This window comes from Hymenobacter citatus, from assembly GCF_014333615.1.
GTDB classification, from domain to species: Bacteria; Bacteroidota; Bacteroidia; order Cytophagales; family Hymenobacteraceae; genus Hymenobacter; species Hymenobacter citatus.
In genome coordinates this window covers 1-18,122 of the sequence record NZ_JACSCY010000020.1, presented here as the reverse complement: position 1 = coordinate 18,122, position 18,122 = coordinate 1, and the positions used below count along the sequence as shown (strand labels likewise).

15 protein-coding genes are annotated in these 18,122 nt (G+C 56.2%); 8 read left to right on the top strand and 7 right to left on the bottom strand.

The features are described 5' to 3' along the window. The first annotated feature begins 124 nt into the window (after positions 1-124). Complete coding sequence (locus tag H8B15_RS18675; RefSeq protein ID WP_187321171.1) at positions 125-382, top strand: hypothetical protein; 258 nt, start codon at positions 125-127, stop codon at positions 380-382. On the opposite strand, the gene H8B15_RS18670 is transcribed toward H8B15_RS18675, so the two are convergent. From H8B15_RS18670 to H8B15_RS18655, 4 genes are all read right to left on the bottom strand, one after another. Continuing rightward, entirely contained in the window at positions 379-996 is a 618-nt protein-coding gene (locus H8B15_RS18670; RefSeq protein WP_187321170.1) for an alpha-ketoglutarate-dependent dioxygenase AlkB family protein, read from the bottom strand. The two genes, H8B15_RS18675 and H8B15_RS18670, sit on opposite strands and share 4 nt — an antisense overlap. A gap of 10 nt (positions 997-1,006) precedes the next feature. Beyond that, entirely contained in the window at positions 1,007-1,663 is a 657-nt protein-coding gene (locus H8B15_RS18665; RefSeq protein WP_187321169.1) for a hypothetical protein, read from the bottom strand. Between the two features lie 157 nt (positions 1,664-1,820). Further along, positions 1,821-3,098 carry a kynureninase gene (kynU, locus tag H8B15_RS18660; protein ID WP_187321213.1) on the bottom strand — a complete coding sequence of 426 codons (1,278 nt, stop codon included), beginning with the start codon at positions 3,096-3,098 and terminating at the stop codon, positions 1,821-1,823. Between the two features lie 44 nt (positions 3,099-3,142). Continuing rightward, a complete protein-coding gene (locus H8B15_RS18655) occupies positions 3,143-3,670 on the bottom strand; it encodes a 3-hydroxyanthranilate 3,4-dioxygenase (RefSeq protein WP_187321168.1) in 528 nt (175 codons plus the stop codon). Between the two features lie 205 nt (positions 3,671-3,875). On the opposite strand from H8B15_RS18655, the gene H8B15_RS18650 reads away from it, so the two are divergent. Further along, positions 3,876-4,670 (top strand): SDR family oxidoreductase, encoded by a 795-nt coding sequence (locus tag H8B15_RS18650; RefSeq protein WP_187321167.1) that lies wholly within the window; start codon positions 3,876-3,878, stop codon positions 4,668-4,670. Positions 4,671-4,708: 38 nt separating this feature from the next. Here H8B15_RS18650 and H8B15_RS18645 read toward each other — a convergent pair whose 3' ends face one another. Continuing rightward, the gene (locus tag H8B15_RS18645; RefSeq protein ID WP_187321166.1) at positions 4,709-5,797 is read right to left on the bottom strand and encodes a metallophosphoesterase; all 1,089 of its coding nucleotides are present in this window, start codon (positions 5,795-5,797) and stop codon (positions 4,709-4,711) included. Positions 5,798-6,444: 647 nt separating this feature from the next. Between H8B15_RS18645 and H8B15_RS18640 the strand changes: the two genes are divergently transcribed. Next, positions 6,445-8,157 carry a CotH family protein gene (locus tag H8B15_RS18640; RefSeq protein WP_187321165.1) on the top strand — a complete coding sequence of 571 codons (1,713 nt, stop codon included), beginning with the start codon at positions 6,445-6,447 and terminating at the stop codon, positions 8,155-8,157. 136 nt (positions 8,158-8,293) lie between these two features. Here H8B15_RS18640 and H8B15_RS18635 read toward each other — a convergent pair whose 3' ends face one another. Continuing rightward, positions 8,294-9,568: a protoporphyrinogen/coproporphyrinogen oxidase gene (locus H8B15_RS18635; protein ID WP_187321164.1), complete on the bottom strand. Its 1,275-nt coding sequence runs from the start codon at positions 9,566-9,568 to the stop codon at positions 8,294-8,296. A 176-nt stretch (positions 9,569-9,744) separates the two neighbouring features. After that, positions 9,745-10,815 (bottom strand): peptide chain release factor 1, encoded by a 1,071-nt coding sequence (gene prfA / locus H8B15_RS18630; protein WP_187321163.1) that lies wholly within the window; start codon positions 10,813-10,815, stop codon positions 9,745-9,747. 586 nt (positions 10,816-11,401) lie between these two features. On the opposite strand from prfA, the gene thrA reads away from it, so the two are divergent. The 5 genes from thrA to H8B15_RS18605 all read left to right on the top strand — a co-directional run bounded on the left by thrA (position 11,402) and on the right by H8B15_RS18605 (position 18,036). After that, on the top strand, positions 11,402-13,846 hold the full coding sequence (gene thrA, locus H8B15_RS18625) for a bifunctional aspartate kinase/homoserine dehydrogenase I (RefSeq protein WP_187321162.1): 2,445 nt from the start codon (positions 11,402-11,404) through the stop codon (positions 13,844-13,846). A 179-nt stretch (positions 13,847-14,025) separates the two neighbouring features. Further along, the gene (locus H8B15_RS18620; RefSeq protein WP_187321161.1) at positions 14,026-14,982 is read left to right on the top strand and encodes a homoserine kinase; all 957 of its coding nucleotides are present in this window, start codon (positions 14,026-14,028) and stop codon (positions 14,980-14,982) included. A 174-nt stretch (positions 14,983-15,156) separates the two neighbouring features. Then, on the top strand, positions 15,157-16,455 hold the full coding sequence (gene thrC / locus H8B15_RS18615; RefSeq protein ID WP_187321160.1) for a threonine synthase: 1,299 nt from the start codon (positions 15,157-15,159) through the stop codon (positions 16,453-16,455). A gap of 57 nt (positions 16,456-16,512) precedes the next feature. Next, positions 16,513-17,145: a c-type heme family protein gene (locus H8B15_RS18610; protein WP_187321159.1), complete on the top strand. Its 633-nt coding sequence runs from the start codon at positions 16,513-16,515 to the stop codon at positions 17,143-17,145. Positions 17,146-17,364: 219 nt separating this feature from the next. Continuing rightward, on the top strand, positions 17,365-18,036 hold the full coding sequence (locus H8B15_RS18605; RefSeq protein WP_187321158.1) for a phosphoribosylanthranilate isomerase: 672 nt from the start codon (positions 17,365-17,367) through the stop codon (positions 18,034-18,036). Positions 18,037-18,122: the final 86 nt, after the last annotated feature.

Genomic DNA, 18,122 nt, shown 5'->3' with positions numbered 1-18,122 from the left:
GTTGTTCGTCGGCTAAGAAACGCTGTCTGTCGAGCAGGGCAATTTATTTAGGCTTGCACAAAATCCAGGTTCTTAGGGTGCATCGTAAGGTTGCATTATACGATGCTCTTCTTGCCCTACTTCTATGCTCGTTTCTACTCTCTGTGTTTCCAAGACTGCTTATCGCCCCGTGCAACACGGCTACTCGTCGCTGGCTGCTACGTACCTCACGTGGTCAGCTATGATCTGGACCGCCCTACTCGCAGAAGACCAGCAGTCTTCCACCTCAAAAACGCCATCTGCGCGCTTGCAGTTAGCAAGCGACCAGCTACAAGTTGGCACCTATAGCATTGGCGAAGATGTAGACGTCAACCTCTTCGGCCACCCGGAAATCCGCTACTAAACCGCCGGAGTCTGCGCGGCATCTACAATCAGCCGGAAGGTCAGGTTGAGGCGAGCGTCCGTGGGCCGGGCGGTTTTCGGCACGGCATGCAGCCAGTGTTGTTGGGTAGGGCCGCGCATCACCAGCAAACTGCCGGAGGGCAAATCGAGCGAAAGAGGAGCGTGCGGTATTTCGCGGGCATCGCGGGGGCGCAACCGAAAACGACGGGTAGCACCCAGGCTCAGAGAAGCAATAACGGGTGCGGGGCCTAGTTCTGGCTCATCGTCGGCGTGCCATCCCATACTATCCTGCCCATAGCGGTAGAGGTTGAGTAGTACACTGTTGAAAGCGGCGCCGGTAGCGGTTTCTACTTGTTTGCGCAATTCTTGCAGCGCGGGTGTCCAAGGCTGGGGCGTGAGTTGAAGACCTGAGTAACGGTAAGTAGCGGCCGAGTCGCCGTGCCAGGCTGTGAGGCGCGGCTGTAGCACCTCGCGCCCATAGAGCCGGATGGCTTCCTGGCGCCACCTAATGGTTTGCTCCAACTCGTGTAGCAGCATAGAGGCAGCCTCAAGCGGCAAGAAGTGCTCGTCGAGCCAGATTTCGGCGTGGGGTAGAGGCAGCAGCGTGAGCGGCATGTAGTGACTGCTACGGCAGCGCGGCACCACCCATTTGCCCCAGCATTGGCAGCATAAGCCAGTACATAATTCCAAAGATCAGCAAACAGACCACTAAGGCCGGCAGCCAGCCCCGGCTGAGATAGGAGCGCTGCCCCACGTAGCGCGGCCAGAAAAACCACAAGTACGCCACCACAGCCCCCAAGTTGACGGCTGCACTGATCCATTTGGCACTCTCGCCAAACTGCAATACAGCCCATTGCAGCAGGTAGGTGCTGCCCAAAAGGTACAGCACAATAAACAGCAGCAGGCGTAGTGCCTTGCTTTGCTTGTCCAGCTTGAACAGGTTGATAACCATCAGCACGCCACCCGCCAGAAAAGAAAATATGACGGAGAAGATGGCAATGGTAGCCGGCGAGTAGAGCTCAGGGCCAGCCGCTTGTTCCGGTTCCGCCACGGCAGCGGCTTCAGCGGCGCGAACAGTGGCCGCTTCGGCGGCACGCTGCGCCACCACGGGCTGCACGTCCGTGCGAATAGCACTGGCTTCAGCCACTACCTTGCCCCGGCGTTCTAGCTCGTCAAGAGCAGCCAACACGGCTTCTTCCAGATAATTGGGATAATGGTCGACGTACTGGCGCAGTTCGGCGTCGGTTTTGCGGCCCATCTTGGCCGCGTAGTCTTCAGCCATTGGGATAGTGAAAACGGGTAATTGAAAATTAGACTCAAAAAGGTGTAGCTGAGTTGCAAAGCCAAACCAGGCATGAAAGCAGCTGCTAAGTTGCTAGTAGACTGAACGCAAGTTGGGCTGAATAGGTAACAAATGCCCAAATTTTCTTGCGCTTGTGCTACTGTCCGGCCCAGGCAGCCAGCACTTCGCCTACCCGTTGCACGTCGGCAAAGGAGTTGTAGAAGGGCACCGGCGCCAGCCGAATTACGTTGGGCTCGCGCCAGTCGCCCACTACGCCAGCCTGCGTGAGGTGGTCGAACAGCTCGCGCCCGCCCTGGTGCACCAGCAAGGAAAGCTGGCAGCCTCGCGCCGCCGGATCAACGGGCGTAATGATTTCGAGGCGCGAAGCAGGCAGCTCCAAGCGGTTGATGAGGAACTCCAGATAGGCCGTGAGCTGCTCGCTCTTGCGGCGCAGCGGGCCCATGCCGCCTACCTCCGCAAACAGCGCCAGCGCCGCCCGGTGCGCTGCCAGCGTCAGCACGTTGCCGTTAGCGAGCTGCCAGCCGGCGGCTCCCGCCATAGGTTTAAAGCCTTTTTGCATTTTGAAACGCTCATCGGCATCGTGGCCCCACCAGCCGGCCAGGCGCAGCAAATCGGGGCGATGAGCAAACCGCTCGTGCACGAAAGCACCGCCCACGCTGCCCGGCCCCGAGTTCATGTACTTATAGGTGCACCAGCAGGCAAAGTCTACGTCCCAGTCGTGCAGGTGCAGCTCCACGTTGCCGGCCGCGTGGGCCAAATCGAAGCCTACCATAGCGCCCACCGCGTGTCCGGCTCGCGTAATGGCTTGCATATCAAATACCTGCCCGGTGTAGTAGTTGATGCCGCCCATGATGATAGTAGCCAACGAATCGCCTAGCTCAGCAATTTTCGCCTCTATATCCTCGGTGCGCAACGTGTGCTCACCGGGGCGGGGCACTAGCTCCACAATGGCGTCTTCGGGGTCAAAACCATGCAGTTTGGTTTGGGTTTCCAAGGCGTACTGGTCCGAAGGAAACGCTCCGCCTTCCATCAATACCTTGTAGCGGGTAGGGGTAGGGCGGTAGAACGATGTGAGCAGCAGGTGCAGGTTGGTGGTCAGGTTGTTCATCACCACCACTTCTATGGGCTTGGCGCCTACCACCAGGGCCTCGGTTTCAGCCAGGGTTTCGTGGTAGTGCATCCAAGGAGAAGGACCATCGAAGTGCCCATCTACGGCCAGTTCGGCCCAGGTATTCAGCTCCTGATCCAGGGCGGCGCGCACGGCACGGGGTTGCAGGCCCAGCGAGTTACCGCACAGGTAGAGGCTCTCGCCGCCACCCGGTGCGGGCGGAATCAGGAAGCGGCTGCGGAATTCGCGCAGCGGATCCTGGGCATCGAGGTGGGCGGCAAAGGCGGGGGTGGGTTCAAAGGTCATGCGGGCAAAGGTAGGGGGCGAAGGCGAGGGCCGCCAGGAAGTACTTACGGAGCAGAGGCCGGGGCGGGTGGCGCCATCACGGTGCCGCACACGGTACAGGTACGCTTATGCTCGTCCTGCCAGAAGCGGCTCATAATGGGCGGCAGCTGCGCCACGATGTCGGTAATCTCGGCAAACTCCTCATAGAGCTTGTGGCCGCAGTTTTCGCAGTACCACTGAAAGCCATCTAGCTCGCCGGCCGTGCGGTAGCGTTCCACCACCAGCCCAATGGTATTGGCCGGCCGGCGCGGCGAGTGCGGCACACCGGCGGGTAGCAGGTACATCTCGCCGGCCTTGATTTCAATATCTACTGGCTTCCCGTTCTCGATAATTTTCACGACGATGTCGCCTTCCAGCTGCCAGAACAACTCCTCGCTTTCGTCCACATGGTAGTCTTTGCGGGAGTTGGGGCCGCCTACTACCATCACAATAAAATCTTTATTGTCTTTGAAAATCTGTTGGTTGCCCACGGGCGGCTTCAGCAGATGGCGATGCTCATCCACCCATTTTTGCAAGTTGATAGGTCGATTCATAGAGGTTGGTTTTGAAGGAAAGAAGGAACTGTTCGCTCGTTATGCTGAGCGCAGCCAATGTATCTCGCGTGCTGGTGTTGCGTAGCTAACCCAACAATGCGAGCAACATGCTTTGGCTAGGCATAACATAACGACCTGTGCGCTATTGACTCATGATTTCAACAAATATCTCAAAACATCGGCTTCCGTACCGGTTTCTACTTCTATGAGTCCTACCCCTTTCTCCGATCAAAAAGCACTGGTGAGCGGCAGTACCCAAGGCATTGGGCACGCCATTGCAGAAGAATTGGCCCGGCAAGGCGCCACCGTTACGTTGCTGGCCCGCAACGAAACCACGCTGCGCGAAACCGCCGCTGCCCTACCCAGGCCCACTAATCAACAGCACGACTACATCGTAGCTGATTTCACCCAGCCTGACCAAGTAGCTACACGCGTGGCCGACTACCTCAAAACGCACTCGGCGGGTTTTCACGTACTCGTCAACAACACGGGTGGCCCGCCCGGCGGCCCTATTATTGAGGCGTCCGTCGATGCCTTTCGGGCAGCTTTTGAGCAGCATGTGGTGTGCAACCACCTGTTGGTGCAAGCCGTGGTGCCGGCCATGCGGGCGCGACAGTACGGGCGTATCATCAACATCATCAGTACCTCCGTGAAGGTGCCATTGCCGGGGCTGGGCGTGTCCAATACCATTCGGGCGGCAGTGGCCAACTGGTCCAAAACGCTGGCCAACGAGCTGGCCGCCGATGGTATCACCGTCAACAATGTGCTACCCGGTATGACGCAAACCCAGCGCCTAGAAAGCCTGTTGGAAAAGCAGGCCGCCACGGCTGGAAAGTCGCTAGCCGAGGTAGAAACTGCCGCCAAACAGCAAATTCCCGCCCGTCGCTTTGGCGAAGCAGAGGAAATAGCCGCCGCAGCTGTATTCTTCGCCTCGCCAGCGGCGGGTTACGTCACGGGCACCAACTTGGCCGTAGACGGTGGCCGCACAGGTAGTTTGTGATTCTGGACGTTGGTAAGTACTAGAAGATGAATCAGTAATCACTCCAAGGCTATCATTCGGGAGACTTGCGAAAACCCTTTGCCTACTAATTGCACATAATACAGACCAGCGGGCAGGGAGCCACGATTCAGCGGAAAGCGGTGCCAGCCTGCGTTTGCTATTCCTTCATGTAGCGTAGCTACCTCCTGGCCTAGCGTATTCAGCACCCGCAACGAAACGCTTCGCTGGTTTGGTAGAGAAAAGGTGATGGCGGTTTCTGTGTGAAACGGATTCGGCATCGGAGCGTACAGCTTTGGCTCCTGGCTTAGCTGGCTATGTAGCACATATGAATCAATAAGTACGCGACGACGGTTGAAAAACTGTAGTACCAGGCTATCGGGAAAGGCGTCGATCAGCATGGCACCATAGTCTCCCTGATATGTGAACTGACTCTCTGGTGCCAGTTGTGGCCGAATGGTGTAGATATTGCGCCCACCCAAGCCATTAACAAAGTAGGGTATGCCCTCTACCGATAGGCGCTCATATACGTGGTCGTGCCCTGCCAACACCACCGAGGCGCCCCACTCGCGAAAAGGCCATTGCATTTCCTTTGTATTGCCATGCCTACCAGACGAATAGGGAGCATGGTGCATGTACACTACCTTCCAACGGGCCGTAGAAGATGCCAGCTTCTCGCGCAGCCATTGCGCTTGCTTTGAGGTAGCCGTTATACCGTCCGGCTCAGCGTTGTCGCTATTGAGGGCAAAGAAGTGAACATTGCCCCGCACAAAATCATAGTAGCGACCATTGCCAGGTAAGGTAAAATAATCTCGGTATGCCTGCCCATTGCGGGTGTAGTAATCGTGGTTGCCGAGGGAGGGAAAGAAGCGGTTGGTAGAAGCACTGGGGCCATAATGCCCCTTGTATTTATAGATGTAAGCGTGATAATACTGGCCAATATTCTGGTCGATAGTCGTTGAGTCACCCACATCGTAGTTGTTGTCGCCCAGTGTAATGATAAACTCCGGGTTCCAACTCTTCACCAAATCTGCCACTGCCTGCTCTGCTGGCCCTGCAAAGCCATAATCGCCGATGGCTGCAAAGCGCTGCCCATAAGCCAAGTGCTGCGCTGCAAGGCAACAGAGCATACCTATGAAGCAACGCAAGTAGAAGCGAAAAAGAAATGTCATGAGATTGGCTTTGTGAGAAGCAGAACAGTTGGAATGTTGCGAACACAAGGATAAGTTATATTGTAAGTGCCTATAAAACTGTGCCTTATTTACAATAATATGGGGTGTAATAGCTCGCTCTAAGATAAATTTTTTTTGAATAAATTAAGGATAAAATAGCTTTATGCATATGTGGTGTGGTGCAAAATTTAATTTTGTAAAATTTTGCTCGGTTTAAAAAAGCCAATTTTTATTAAAAAAGGCCTTGTTTTTGTTGGGTGCGCTGTATTGGAATAGTTTAATAATGTAAAGTAGGGATATAGGTCTTATTTGGCTGAATAGTAACTAGTGTTGAGATAAAAAAACAAGTGCTACTAAGGTAGCAGCGTCTGTGCAAATAGCTATTAGAAAAATAGAGCAAGCGAGTTGCCTTGTGCATGTCAGTCTATCGTCTAAGCTCTTAAGTAGCCCTGTAAAACAACGGCCTACCTTGAACTGGTGTGTAATAGCCCAATAGATAAGAGAATTTCTTGTCAGTAAATTAAATAGTCACTGGCTAAGCAGTAGCCACACTGCAATAAATATAAAATCCAATAGATTCTGATCAAAAAAATAAAAAACAAAATATGAGTAAAGTTTTTACAGAGAAGTCAAGTGTTATACTAATGCTACTACTAGTATTGGTTACCGGTAAATCATTTGCGAATGAAGTTATTAAAGTGAGCGATAATTTTTATCATATAGATGATAAAAAGCGAATTATTGTTGTCAATCAAAAAATCAATAATGAAAACTCGGGATTGAATGAGTATAAAAGTAAAATATTGCTTGATAAAACGTATGAATTAGGAGAGCCTACTAACTATTTTGATCAAACTAAATCATATATTGTTAAGTTTGATAATGTGAGCTACACGCTGTACTTCACGGAATTGCCTATCATAAATATAAATACCAGGAATACTATAGTTGATGCGCCAAGCGTATTCGCTGATTTCTCTATTTCAGAAACGAATGGAAATGTGTCGAACTATGCTGTTGGTATTGAGTACAGAGGAGGTACTTCTCAGAGTCGACCTAAAAAGTCGTACGAGCTAAGCTTCTTAACGGATACGCTCAGTGCAGCTAGTCGGGATGTAAGCTTTCTGGGTATGCGCAACGATAACAAATGGAATTTGCAGGCATTATATAATGAACCACTCCGAACCAGAAGCAAAGTATCGAATGAGCTGTGGTTGGATATGCACTCATTATACTATAAAGACAAAGAGCCGGAAGCCAAATGTGGTATCAGCATGGCGTACACAGAGGTATTCGTGAATAATGAGTATAAAGGAGTGTATGCCTTGAGTGAACGTGTTGATAGAAAGCAGCTTAAGCTTAAAAAATATTCTAATAGCATTACTGGTGAGCTATACAAAGGGAGTTACTGGGATAAGCCGGTTGTGTATTCTGGACTGTATGATTTCAATAATAGTAAGCTGGATTGGGGTGGTTTTGAATATAAGCATCCGGATGAAAAGACAGATTGGTCTAATATTTACAGCTTTGTTGATTTCGTAATAAATAGTGACGACCAAAAATTTAATGAAGAATACGCGAAGAAGTTTAATATTGATAATGCGGTTGACTATTTTATATTATTAAATCTATTAAGAGCTGGTGATAATACTGGGAAAAATCTATATATAGCTAAATACAAGGTAGGTGAGCCATACTATTATGTGCCTTGGGACTTAGATGGTGTATTTGGAACCGATTGGACAGGCGGCAATTCTAGCTATACAGAAGATATTTTGAGCAACGGTTTTTACGATCGTCTGCTGAAAGATAGATCTGCTACTGGATTCTGCTCGAAACTAGCTACACGTTGGCGTGAGTTACGTGGTTCTGTAATTACAGAAGAATATATTATGGCGAAGTTTAAAAGAGATAATGAGTACCTTAAAAATAGTAATGCTTATGAAAGAGAAATGATAGCCTGGGATGAATATACTTACAAAGATTCCGGAATGTTATATATACAAGTTTGGTTAAAGAATAGACTTGCTTATCTGGATAAAACTTTCGGTCAATATGAATCTGTGCTAAGCGCGAAAACTAGCCAGAATGATTTGCTGAAGATATATCCTAATCCGGCCAGCAGCTATTTACTCGTAGATTGCGGTAGCCAATCGTATGAACTTTGTATGCAAGATATCAATGGCAGAGTAGTAAAGGCTTATACACTAACAGGTAGAGAGAATACAGTGGATGTAAGCGATATGCCGAAAGGAATGTATATAGCTACTTTAAAAAATAATAAAGAGACAATTAAGAAAAAAGTTATATTGAGATAGTAAGTTAGTGTGGACGATAATCATTTCCCTAATCAAAAGCTCGTCGTTATAGGCTTTTGATTAGGGAAATAACTTTATATACGGTGCGTCATTATTTTCAATGAGTTCTCATTCACTGCGCTCAATTGTGCAACCACTACACTAGCAGCATTTCCGCTACCTCGCGGCCGGTAGCCATGGCAGCATTCAGCGACGGATATGAGGTGTAGTCGCCGCAACGGTAGAGGCCATCTGCTACGCGTAGGCTCTGGCGGTAGGGCTGCCCTGCGAGGTAGGCGGGTAGGGCGTGCGCAATTTCGTAGGTGCGCAAGTGCTGCCACTGGGCGGTAGCAGGACCAAACCAGGTGGCCAACTCGGCCCGTAACCGGTTGGTCAGTTTTTCTTCCGGGAGGCCGTGCGCGCCGTGCGTATTCACCGAAACCAGCGTTTGGCCAGCAGGGGCGTAGCCGGGGGCAGCATCACTAGGAAAAACTACGTTGTGTGCCAAGGCGCCCGGCATAGCATTGAGGCGCAGAAGCTTATCGCCGTGGCCGGGAGAGTAGGGGGCTGCAAAATAGGTGCAGGTGGTTTTACGCCACTCGGAGGCCGGCGGGTTGAGAGACTGAGCCGGTAGCAGCTGTTGCTGCGTCGTGCCATCGGTGGCTACTACTACGGCGGCGGCCTCTAGCACCTCATCCGTCCAAAGGCGCACGCGGTTACCCTCGATAGTTGATACGGGCGAGCCAAGGCGCACCGTGCCGGCTGGCAAGCGGGCGGCCAACTGCTCTGGAATGGCTTGTATGCCCAGGTTCGGCAGCGCCGCATCGCCCACCACAAACTGCTGAAACACAAATTCGAAGAAATTGGCCGCCGTGCGCAGCTGCCGGTCCAGGAAGACGCCGCTGAAGAATGGGCGGAAGAACGTTTCAATAATCCGTTCGCTAAAGCCGTTGCGACGCAGGTAGGCAAGCGTGTCTTCTTCATTGGAAGAATTGCGGCTGAGGAGCTGGCCGGCCGTGTACTTGCTCACATGCCGCACCAGGTTCAAAATCCGCAGCTTATCGGTGAAGGAGCCGATAGGGGACGCCAGCGCCGAAAAGGCTGCCAGTGGTTGCTGCAACGGGTTTTGCAGCGTGGTTTCCTTGCCATTGGCTAGCTGAATAACAGCTCCTGACTGAAAAGCACGCAAGTCGAGGGCGCCGTAGTCCATGAGGCGCTGCACCTCGGGGTAGCGCGTGAGCAGAATCTGAAAGCCGCGGTCCAGCCGGAAGCCTTCGGGCGTCACGTCGGTGCGCACGCGGCCGCCTACGGCGTCGGCGGCTTCCAGCACCAGCACGGGTTTGCCGGCCCGGTGCAGGTAGTTGGCGCAGGTGAGGCCGGCCATGCCGGCGCCAATAATAATAACGGGTAGGGAGGATGCAGAAGTAGCCATATCCCGGCAAACTCCAAAAGGCGCTGCAAGGTTGGCGCTGAATAATAAAAATAGCCCGCCATGCTGAGCGGAGTGCAACGAAGCCGAAGCATCTCTACCGTTAGTAATTACTATCAGTAGAGATGCTTCGGCTTCGTTGACTCCGCTCAGTATGACGTTCTGAATAGGGGTTAACCCTACACCACGCCTTCTTTCAGGCGCTCGGCACTTTCGGCCAGACGCAACTGCTCCACGAAATCATCGATATTACCGTCCATTACGCTGGGCAGGTTGTACACCGTAAAACCAATGCGGTGGTCGGTTACGCGGCCTTGCGGGTAGTTATACGTGCGAATCTTATCGGAACGGTCGCCGCCGCCAATCATGCTCTTGCGGGCGGCGCCTTCGGCTTCGTTTTTCTTGGCTAGCTCAATCTCATAGATGCGCGAGCGGAGTACCTGCAACGCCTTATCGAAGTTCTTGAGCTGCGACTTCTGGTCTTGGCACTGAGCCACAATGCCGGTAGGCAAGTGGGTGAGGCGCACGGCCGAGTAAGTAGTGTTTACCGACTGTCCACCGGGGCCGCTCGACATGAATAAGTCCTTGCGGATGTCGTTCATATCCAGTTCAATATCCAATTCCTCAGCTTCCGGCATTACCACAATAGAAGCTACCGACGTGTGGATACGACCCTGAGTTTCGGTGGCTGGCACGCGTTGCACGCGGTGCACGCCCGATTCGAACTTGAGCTTACCGTACACGTCCTCGCCTTTCAGCGAAAGCACAATTTCCTTGTAACCGCCCGAGGTGCCCTCGGTGGCATCAATCAGGTCCATGCGCAGGCCCTGCTTTTCGGCGAAGCGCATGTACATGCGCTGCAAGTCGCCGGCAAAGATAGCGGCCTCGTCGCCCCCGGCCCCGGCCCGGATTTCCATAATCACGTCCTTGGAGTCGTTGGGGTCTTTTGGAATCAGCAGCTCCTTGATCACGGCTTCTAGGCGCTCCTGCTCGGGCATTAGCTCATCTAGCTCAGCCTTCGCCATTTCGCGGAAGTCCTGGTCCTTTTCGGTGGAAATCACCTCCTTGGCATTGTCGATGTTGCTGAGTACCTGCTGGTAGGCTTTGTACTCCGTCACGATTTTGCCCAAGTCCTTGTATTCTTTATTGAGGGCCTTGAAGCGTTTCATGTCGCTCATGGCTTCAGGTTGCGTGAGCTGCTCGCTCACGTCGTTGAAGCGCTGTTGGATGGCCTCCAGTTTATCTAGCATCTGCCTGTCAGAGAATTATATTTATATACACAAAGGTACATAAACTAACACGCGGAACCAGCGGGCTCGTTCCCTTCGTGGTTTGTTGGAAAATGTAGCGCCTGCCGGTCGGACGCCGCAGGCGTCCGACCGGTATCGTTGCTAGTGTTCGCGCCGTTTGGAGCAGGCATCAGCACGAAGCTCGTTCAACCTCAGCAACGATACCGGTCCGACGCCGCAGGCGTCGGACCGGTAGGCGCGTGGAAAATGTAGCGGGGGCAAATCGTGAATTTGGTTGGTAACAAATCTTTTCTAGCTTTGGCCCCGAACCTTAGAGCACGTATGCGCCCCTTTGCCGCTACCGGTCCGCTTTTCCCTACCCTGACGGTCATTACCATGACACCGACAGCCACTACCGGTATTATTACCGGTTAGCGGGGCTGCTCTACCTCTCATTTTCTACCATCTTCCGAGCAGCCTTCGCCGGTATCACCCTCCTGACAAGAGGTTGCTACCAGACCGAAGCGCTGCTTTTTCGCATTCATACTCTTCCACTCCGGCCGTCTTAGAAACCCAAGACCCCAAGCTCCCAAGACCCTTACACAACATGCAGATTCTGAAATTTGGTGGTTCTTCAGTAGCCACGGCGGCGACCATCCAACAAGTAGGCGAGTTGGTAGCCCAGGCCGCGCAGCGCGGCCCTACCGTGGTAGTCGTATCGGCGCTGGGCGGCACTACCGATGCGCTAATTATGGCTGGGCAGCAGGCCGCGGCCGGGCAGGAAAGCTACCGGCAGCTGCTGCAAACCATTGAGCAGCGTCACCTGGACGCGGCCAAGGAGCTGGCCCCCGTCACCAGCCAAAGCAGCTTGCTAAGCCGGGTGAAGCAGGAGTGCAACGACCTGGAAACGCTCTGCGACAGCGTGTTTGCGCTGGGCGAGCTGTCGGTGCGGACGCTGGACCGCCTCATGAGCTTCGGGGAGCTGCTGTCGGCGCGGCTGCTGGCGGCCAATCTGCTGGTGCGCGGTATCGACCACGTTTGCCACGACAGCCGCGAGCTTATCCGTACCAACAGCAATTTCGGCAATGCACTGGTGGATTTTCAGACCACCAACCGGCAGATTCAGACCTATGTACGCAACCACCCGCACGCTGTGTATGTGGTGCCGGGTTTCATTGCCGCCGATGCGCAGGGCGCCACCACTACCCTCGGCCGCGGCGGCTCTGACTACACCGCCGCCATTTTTGCCGGCGCGCTGGACGCCGAGGTGCTGGAAATCTGGACCGATGTGAGCGGTATGATGACGGCCGACCCGCGCCTGGTGCGCCAGGCCCGGCCCATCCCGCGCATCAGCTACCAGGAGGCCATGGAGTTGTCGCACTTTGGGGCCAAGGTGCTGTACCCGCCTACCATTCAGCCAGTTCGGCAGCGCGGCATTCCGCTGCTCATCAAGAACACCTTTGCCCCAGCCGACGAAGGCACCCGCGTGGAAGTAGCGCCGCCCGCTACCGGCGAGGTGGTGCGCGGCCTGTCCAGCATTGGGCAGGTGACGCTGCTGCGGCTGGAAGGCGGCGGTATGGTAGGCATACCGGGCTTCTCGATGCGGCTGTTTGCCGCGCTGGCGCGGGAGAAAGTCAACGTTATTCTCATCACCCAAAGCTCCTCGGAGTACAGCATCTGCGTGGCCGTGCGCACCGCCGACGCCGTGCGCGCCAAAGCCGCCACCGACGACGAATTTGCCTTTGAAATCGGCTCCGGTAAGGTAGATCCGCTGGTGGTGGAGGCCGATCTGGCCATTGTGGCGCTGGTAGGCGAGAAGATGAAGGACCACCCCAACGTGAGCGGTCGGTTGTTTAACGCGCTGGGTAACAATGGGGTAAACATCCGGGCCATTGCGCAGGGCTCGTCGGAGAAGAACATTTCGGTGGTGGTGCGGGCGCAGGACGTGCGCAAGGCCATCAACGTGCTGCATGAGTCGTTTTTTGAGGTGCAAACCAAGCAGGTGAACCTGTTTGTGGTAGGAGCCGGCAACGTGGGCGGCAAGCTGCTGGAGCAACTCTCGCGGCAGCGGGCCTACCTGCTGCGCCACTTGCGCCTGCAAGTGCGGGTGGTGGGTGTGGCCAACAGCCGCCGGTTTGCCTTTGCCGAGCAGGGCCTAGAGCTGGGCGACTGGCGCGGCACCCTGGCCCAGAGCGAGGAAGGCACGCTGGCGGATTTCTTACAGGTTATCAAAAGCAAAAACCTGCGCAACACCATTTTTGTGGACGTGACGGCCAGCGGCGAGGTAGCCCGCTGCTACCCCGAGTTGCTGAGCCGAGGTGCAGCCGTAGTGGCATGCAACAAAATTGCCGGCTCGGCCGAGCTGAGCTACTACCAGCAGCTCAAGCGGTTGTCGCGGGAGTTTGGGGCGGCGTTTCTGTTTGAAACCAACGTGGGCGCGGGCCTACCCATTATCGGCACGCTCAATGACCTCACGCGTAGCGGCGATGAGGTGCACCGCATCGAAGCTGTGCTGTCGGGTACGCTCAACTTCGTGTTCAACCACTACGACGCCTCCGTGCCCTTTGCCGAGGTGGTGCGCCAGGCCCAGGCCGAGGGCTACACCGAGCCCGACCCGCGCCTCGACCTGAGTGGGGTAGACGTGGCCCGCAAAATCCTGATTCTGGCTCGCGAGGCCGGGCAGGAGCTGGAAATGAGCGACATCGAGAACGAGGCGTTCCTACCCGCTTCCTGCATGGAGGGTAGCGTGGAGGATTTCTACCAGGAAATGGCCCGCCAGGAATCACACTTCCAGCGCCTCTACCGCGAGGCCGCCGATGCCGGCAAGCAACTGCGCTTCGTGGCTCGCTACGCCGATGCCGCCGCCGCCGTGGGCCTGCAAGCCGTCGGCCCCGACCACGATTTCTACTCCCTGCAAGGCAAGGACAACGCCGTGCTGTTCTACACCGCCCGCTACCCCGAGCAGCCGCTGGTGGTGAAGGGAGCAGGCGCCGGCGCCGACGTAACCGCCTCCGGCGTCTTCGCTGACATTATGCGAGCTACGCGGCAGTAGAAATTTTAAGCACTGAGACAGCAGAACGTCATTTCGACCAGCGGGAGAAATCTCGCGTGCTCCCGCTAATTCTATCAATTGAGATTACCGCTGCACGCGAGATTTCTCCCGCTGGTCGAAATGACGTTCTGCATAATTCACTCTAACCCTCACAACCCAACCTTTAACACTTCAAAAAGATGTCCGTTACCGTTCTGGCTCCAGCCACCGTGGCCAATATGGTCTGTGGGTTTGATGTGCTGGGCTTTGCGCTGGCCGAGCCCGCCGATACCATGCACCTGCGCCTGACCGACACGCCCGGCGTCACCATCATCAACGAGGACGAATTCGACCTGCCTACCGAGCCCACGCGCAACGTGGCTGGCGGGGCGCTGCTGGCCTTGCTGCGCGAGGCGCCGGGGGTAGGGATAGAGGTGCGCATCAACAAGGCCATCCGGCCGGGGAGTGGCATTGGGTCCAGCGCAGCCAGCGCGGCGGGTGCGGTGGTAGGCGCTAACGCGCTGTTGGGCAATCGGTTCAATAAAGAAGATCTGGTGCGATTTGCTATGTTTGGGGAGGAAGTGGCCTCGGGCGTGCAACACGCCGACAACATCGCGCCGTGTCTGTACGGGGGCGTCACGCTTATCCGCAGCACCACTCCCCTCGACATTGTGCCGCTGCCTACCCCGCCTTTGTGGGTAACGGTGGTGCACCCCCAAATTGAGGTAAAAACTGCCGACGCCCGCGCCATTCTCAAGCGTCAGGTGGCCCTACCCGCCGCCATCCGGCAGTGGGGCAACGTGGGCGGACTGGTGGCCGGCCTCTGCCTGCAAGACTACGACCTGATCGGCCGCTCCCTGGAAGACCACATCATTGAGCCCGTGCGCAGTATCTTGATTCCGGGCTTTGCTGAGGTGAAGTCCGCCAGCCACGAGGCCGGAGCACTGGGCGGCGGCATCTCGGGCTCGGGGCCGTCTATCTTCATGCTGAGCCGGGAAGAAGCCACCGCCCGCGCCGTGGCTGCCGCCATGCAAGATGTGTACGACCGGCTGGGCATCGAGCAGTTCACCTACGTGACCCGCATGAACACCGAAGGCGTGCGGGTGGTGACCTCACCCCCCGACCCCCTCTCCTCGGGGAGAGGGGGAGCCAGATGAAAAGAGGGAAAGAGGGTATGAGTGTGAGAGGGAGGGAATGGTCCTTCTTACCTTCTTTCCCCCACAACCTCTTACTCTAACGTCAGGCTCCCCCTCTCCCCGAGGAGAGGGGGCCGGGGGGTGAGGTCCATCGCAGAGGTAGAAATCCTACTATTTTGAACGTTGAATTAAAAAATGCTCTACCATAGTCTCAACCACCAGTCGCCGGCCGTTGATTTCCGCACGGCAACCATACAAGGGCAGGCGCCCGACGGCGGCTTGTATTTCCCGGAAACCATTCCGCGTTTCTCAGCCGATTTTCTGCTTCAGCTGAAGACCCTGCCCGCCGCCGAGGTGGCCTACCAGGTGATGGCGCCCTACGTGGGTGACACGATTCCGGAAGACGAGCTGCGCCGCATCTGCGCGGAAACGGTCAATTTCCCATTTCCGCTGGCACCCATCACGGAGCAGGTAGCGGCGCTGGAGCTGTTTCATGGGCCTACCCTTGCCTTTAAGGACGTGGGGGCGCGGTTTATGAGCCGGTGCCTGGGGTACTTCTCGCGGCAGGAAACGGCGCCCGTTACGGTGCTGGTGGCCACCTCCGGCGACACGGGCGGGGCCGTGGCCGATGGTTTTCTGGGTGTGGAGGGCGTGCAAGTGGTCATTCTCTACCCCGCCGGCAAGGTGAGCCCCTTGCAGGAGCGCCAGCTCACCACGCTGGGCCAGAACATCACGGCCCTCGAAATTCAGGGCAATTTCGATGACTGCCAGCGCCTCGTGAAGCAGGCCTTTGCCGATGTGGACTTGATGCAGCAGCAGCGCCTCACTTCGGCCAACTCCATCAACGTGGCGCGCTGGCTGCCCCAGCAGATCTACTACTGCCTGGCCTGGCAGCAGTGGCAGCACCAGCTGCCGCCGGTGGTGGCGGTGCCCAGCGGCAACTTCGGCAACCTGTGCGCCGGGCTGCTGGCGCACGTATCGGGGCTGCCGGTGGCGCATTTTGTGGCCGCTTGCAACGCCAACGACGCCGTGCCCGCCTACCTGCTCAGCGGCGAGTACGCCGCCAAAACGGCCGTGGCCACTATCTCCAACGCCATGGACGTGGGCAACCCCAGTAACTTTGGCCGTATTCTGGCGCTGTTCGAGGCAGAGCATACGCGCATCACGGGCCTGATGACCGGCTACTCCATCACAGATGCCGAAACGGAGCAAACTATCCAGCAGGTGCACGCCGAAACCGGCTACCTACTGGACCCCCACGGGGCCGTGGCCTACCGGGCTATGGAGCAGTATCTCAGCGAAAACCCCACGCCCCAGGGCGGCTTCCTACTCGAAACGGCCCATCCGGTGAAGTTTCGGGAAGTGGTGGAGCCGCTGCTGGGCGAGGCCGTGCCGCTGCCTACTGCCCTGGAGCCGCTGATGCAGCGCCCCATCGAGCGGGTACCGTTGCCAGCCGAGTACGCGGCGCTACGCGAGTTCTTACTGAACCGATAGGGTAGGGTAGCGGTTGTGGCTTCGTATCTTGCAGTAGATTCTTTTAGCCTAATCCGTATGCGTTTGCAAATGTGGGGTGGGGTAGGGCTGCTCCTGCTCTCGGCTTGCCGCCCCGACCAGGTAGAGCACCTCTCGAACACGAAAGAACTAGCCGTGGAGGCCGAAAACCATCAGGTAAAGCGCATCCTGCCCGCCGATTTATTGCGCGCCACCCGCTGGGCCGGCGACTCGCTCACCCGCACCGCCGACCGCGCCCTGCGCCAGCAAGTAGCCGCCTTGCTGCAAGCTGGTACCGTGGCTGAGGCTCTCCCAGCCGGCCACACTGCCGCCTTTGCCGCTACCGATTCGGTGGCGCGGGTGCTTCAGGGTACGCTTAGCCATACGCGCCGCGCCCCCGGAGGCATCAACCAGGCCGCCGATACCAGCCGGACGGTGAAGCGGCCTTCGGGCGAGGTATTCACCTATGAGCGGGCGCTGCTGGTCACGGACGCGGCTTGCCTGCGCTGTCACGGCACCGAAACGGACGTAGCGCCAGCCGATCTAACTCTTATTCGGCAGCGCTACCCCCAGGTGCCGCTGGGCTACCGGGTAGGCGAGGCCATGGGCACGTGGCGTGCGCAGTTCACGCGCCAGGGCATTGCTGAGTTTTACACCATGAAAACCCGGAAGATATTTAAACGGCGGTTTTAGAAGAATTATCTGTCTTTTATTCGTTTCCCTATCTGTCATCCTGAGCGCAGTGAAGGACCTTATCACGTCTGGATTATCACTGAACGTTAGTCGTCTTACCGTGATAAGGTCCTTCGCTGCGCTCAGGATGACAGACAGAAAGTAGGTTAATAGGACCGCTTTTCCATAAAAAACAGCCCTGTTTCTTTCTAATATCGAATAGATACGCTAACTCAGGGTATGAACCCTACTTTGCGTCCGCGCATCAAAATTTGCTGCATCAGCACGCGGCAGGAACTGGAAACAGCCGTAGGGCTAGGCGTAGATGCCCTGGGGCTGGTGGCCCGTATGCCCAGCGGCCCCGGCATCATCCCCGATGACTTAGTGCGGGAGCTAGCCCGCCGCACGCCGCCCTCGGTGGCATCTTTCCTACTGACCAGCGAAACGACCACCCAGGCCATCATTGCGCACCAGTGCCGTACCGGCGCCGACACGCTACAAATTGTGGATGCCCTGAGCGACGGTACCTATAAAGACCTACGCACGGCCCTACCCGGCATCAGCCTGGTGCAAGTGATTCACGTAAACGGCCCCGAGGCGTTTGACGAAGCCAAGCGCGTGGCCCCGCACGTAGATGGCGTCCTGCTCGACTCGGGCAACCCCAAGCTGCCCGTGAAGGAGCTGGGCGGTACCGGTCGGGTGCACAACTGGGACATCAGCCGCCGCATCCGCGAGGCGCTGGATATTCCGGTGTTTCTGGCCGGCGGCCTGAACGCCGAGAACGTGCGCGAAGCCATTGAAACCGTGCGCCCGTTTGGGGTAGATGTGTGCAGCGGCGTCCGCACCGACGGGCACCTGGATAGCCAGAAGCTGCACCGATTTGTGGACGTGGTACGGCAGTATGTGCCGTAAGGGATAGGGAGGTGTTTTTTAGGGTAGGAGGGTGTGGGGGTAGGAGGGTAGGAAGTGTGTCATCCTGAGCTTGCGAAGGACCTTAT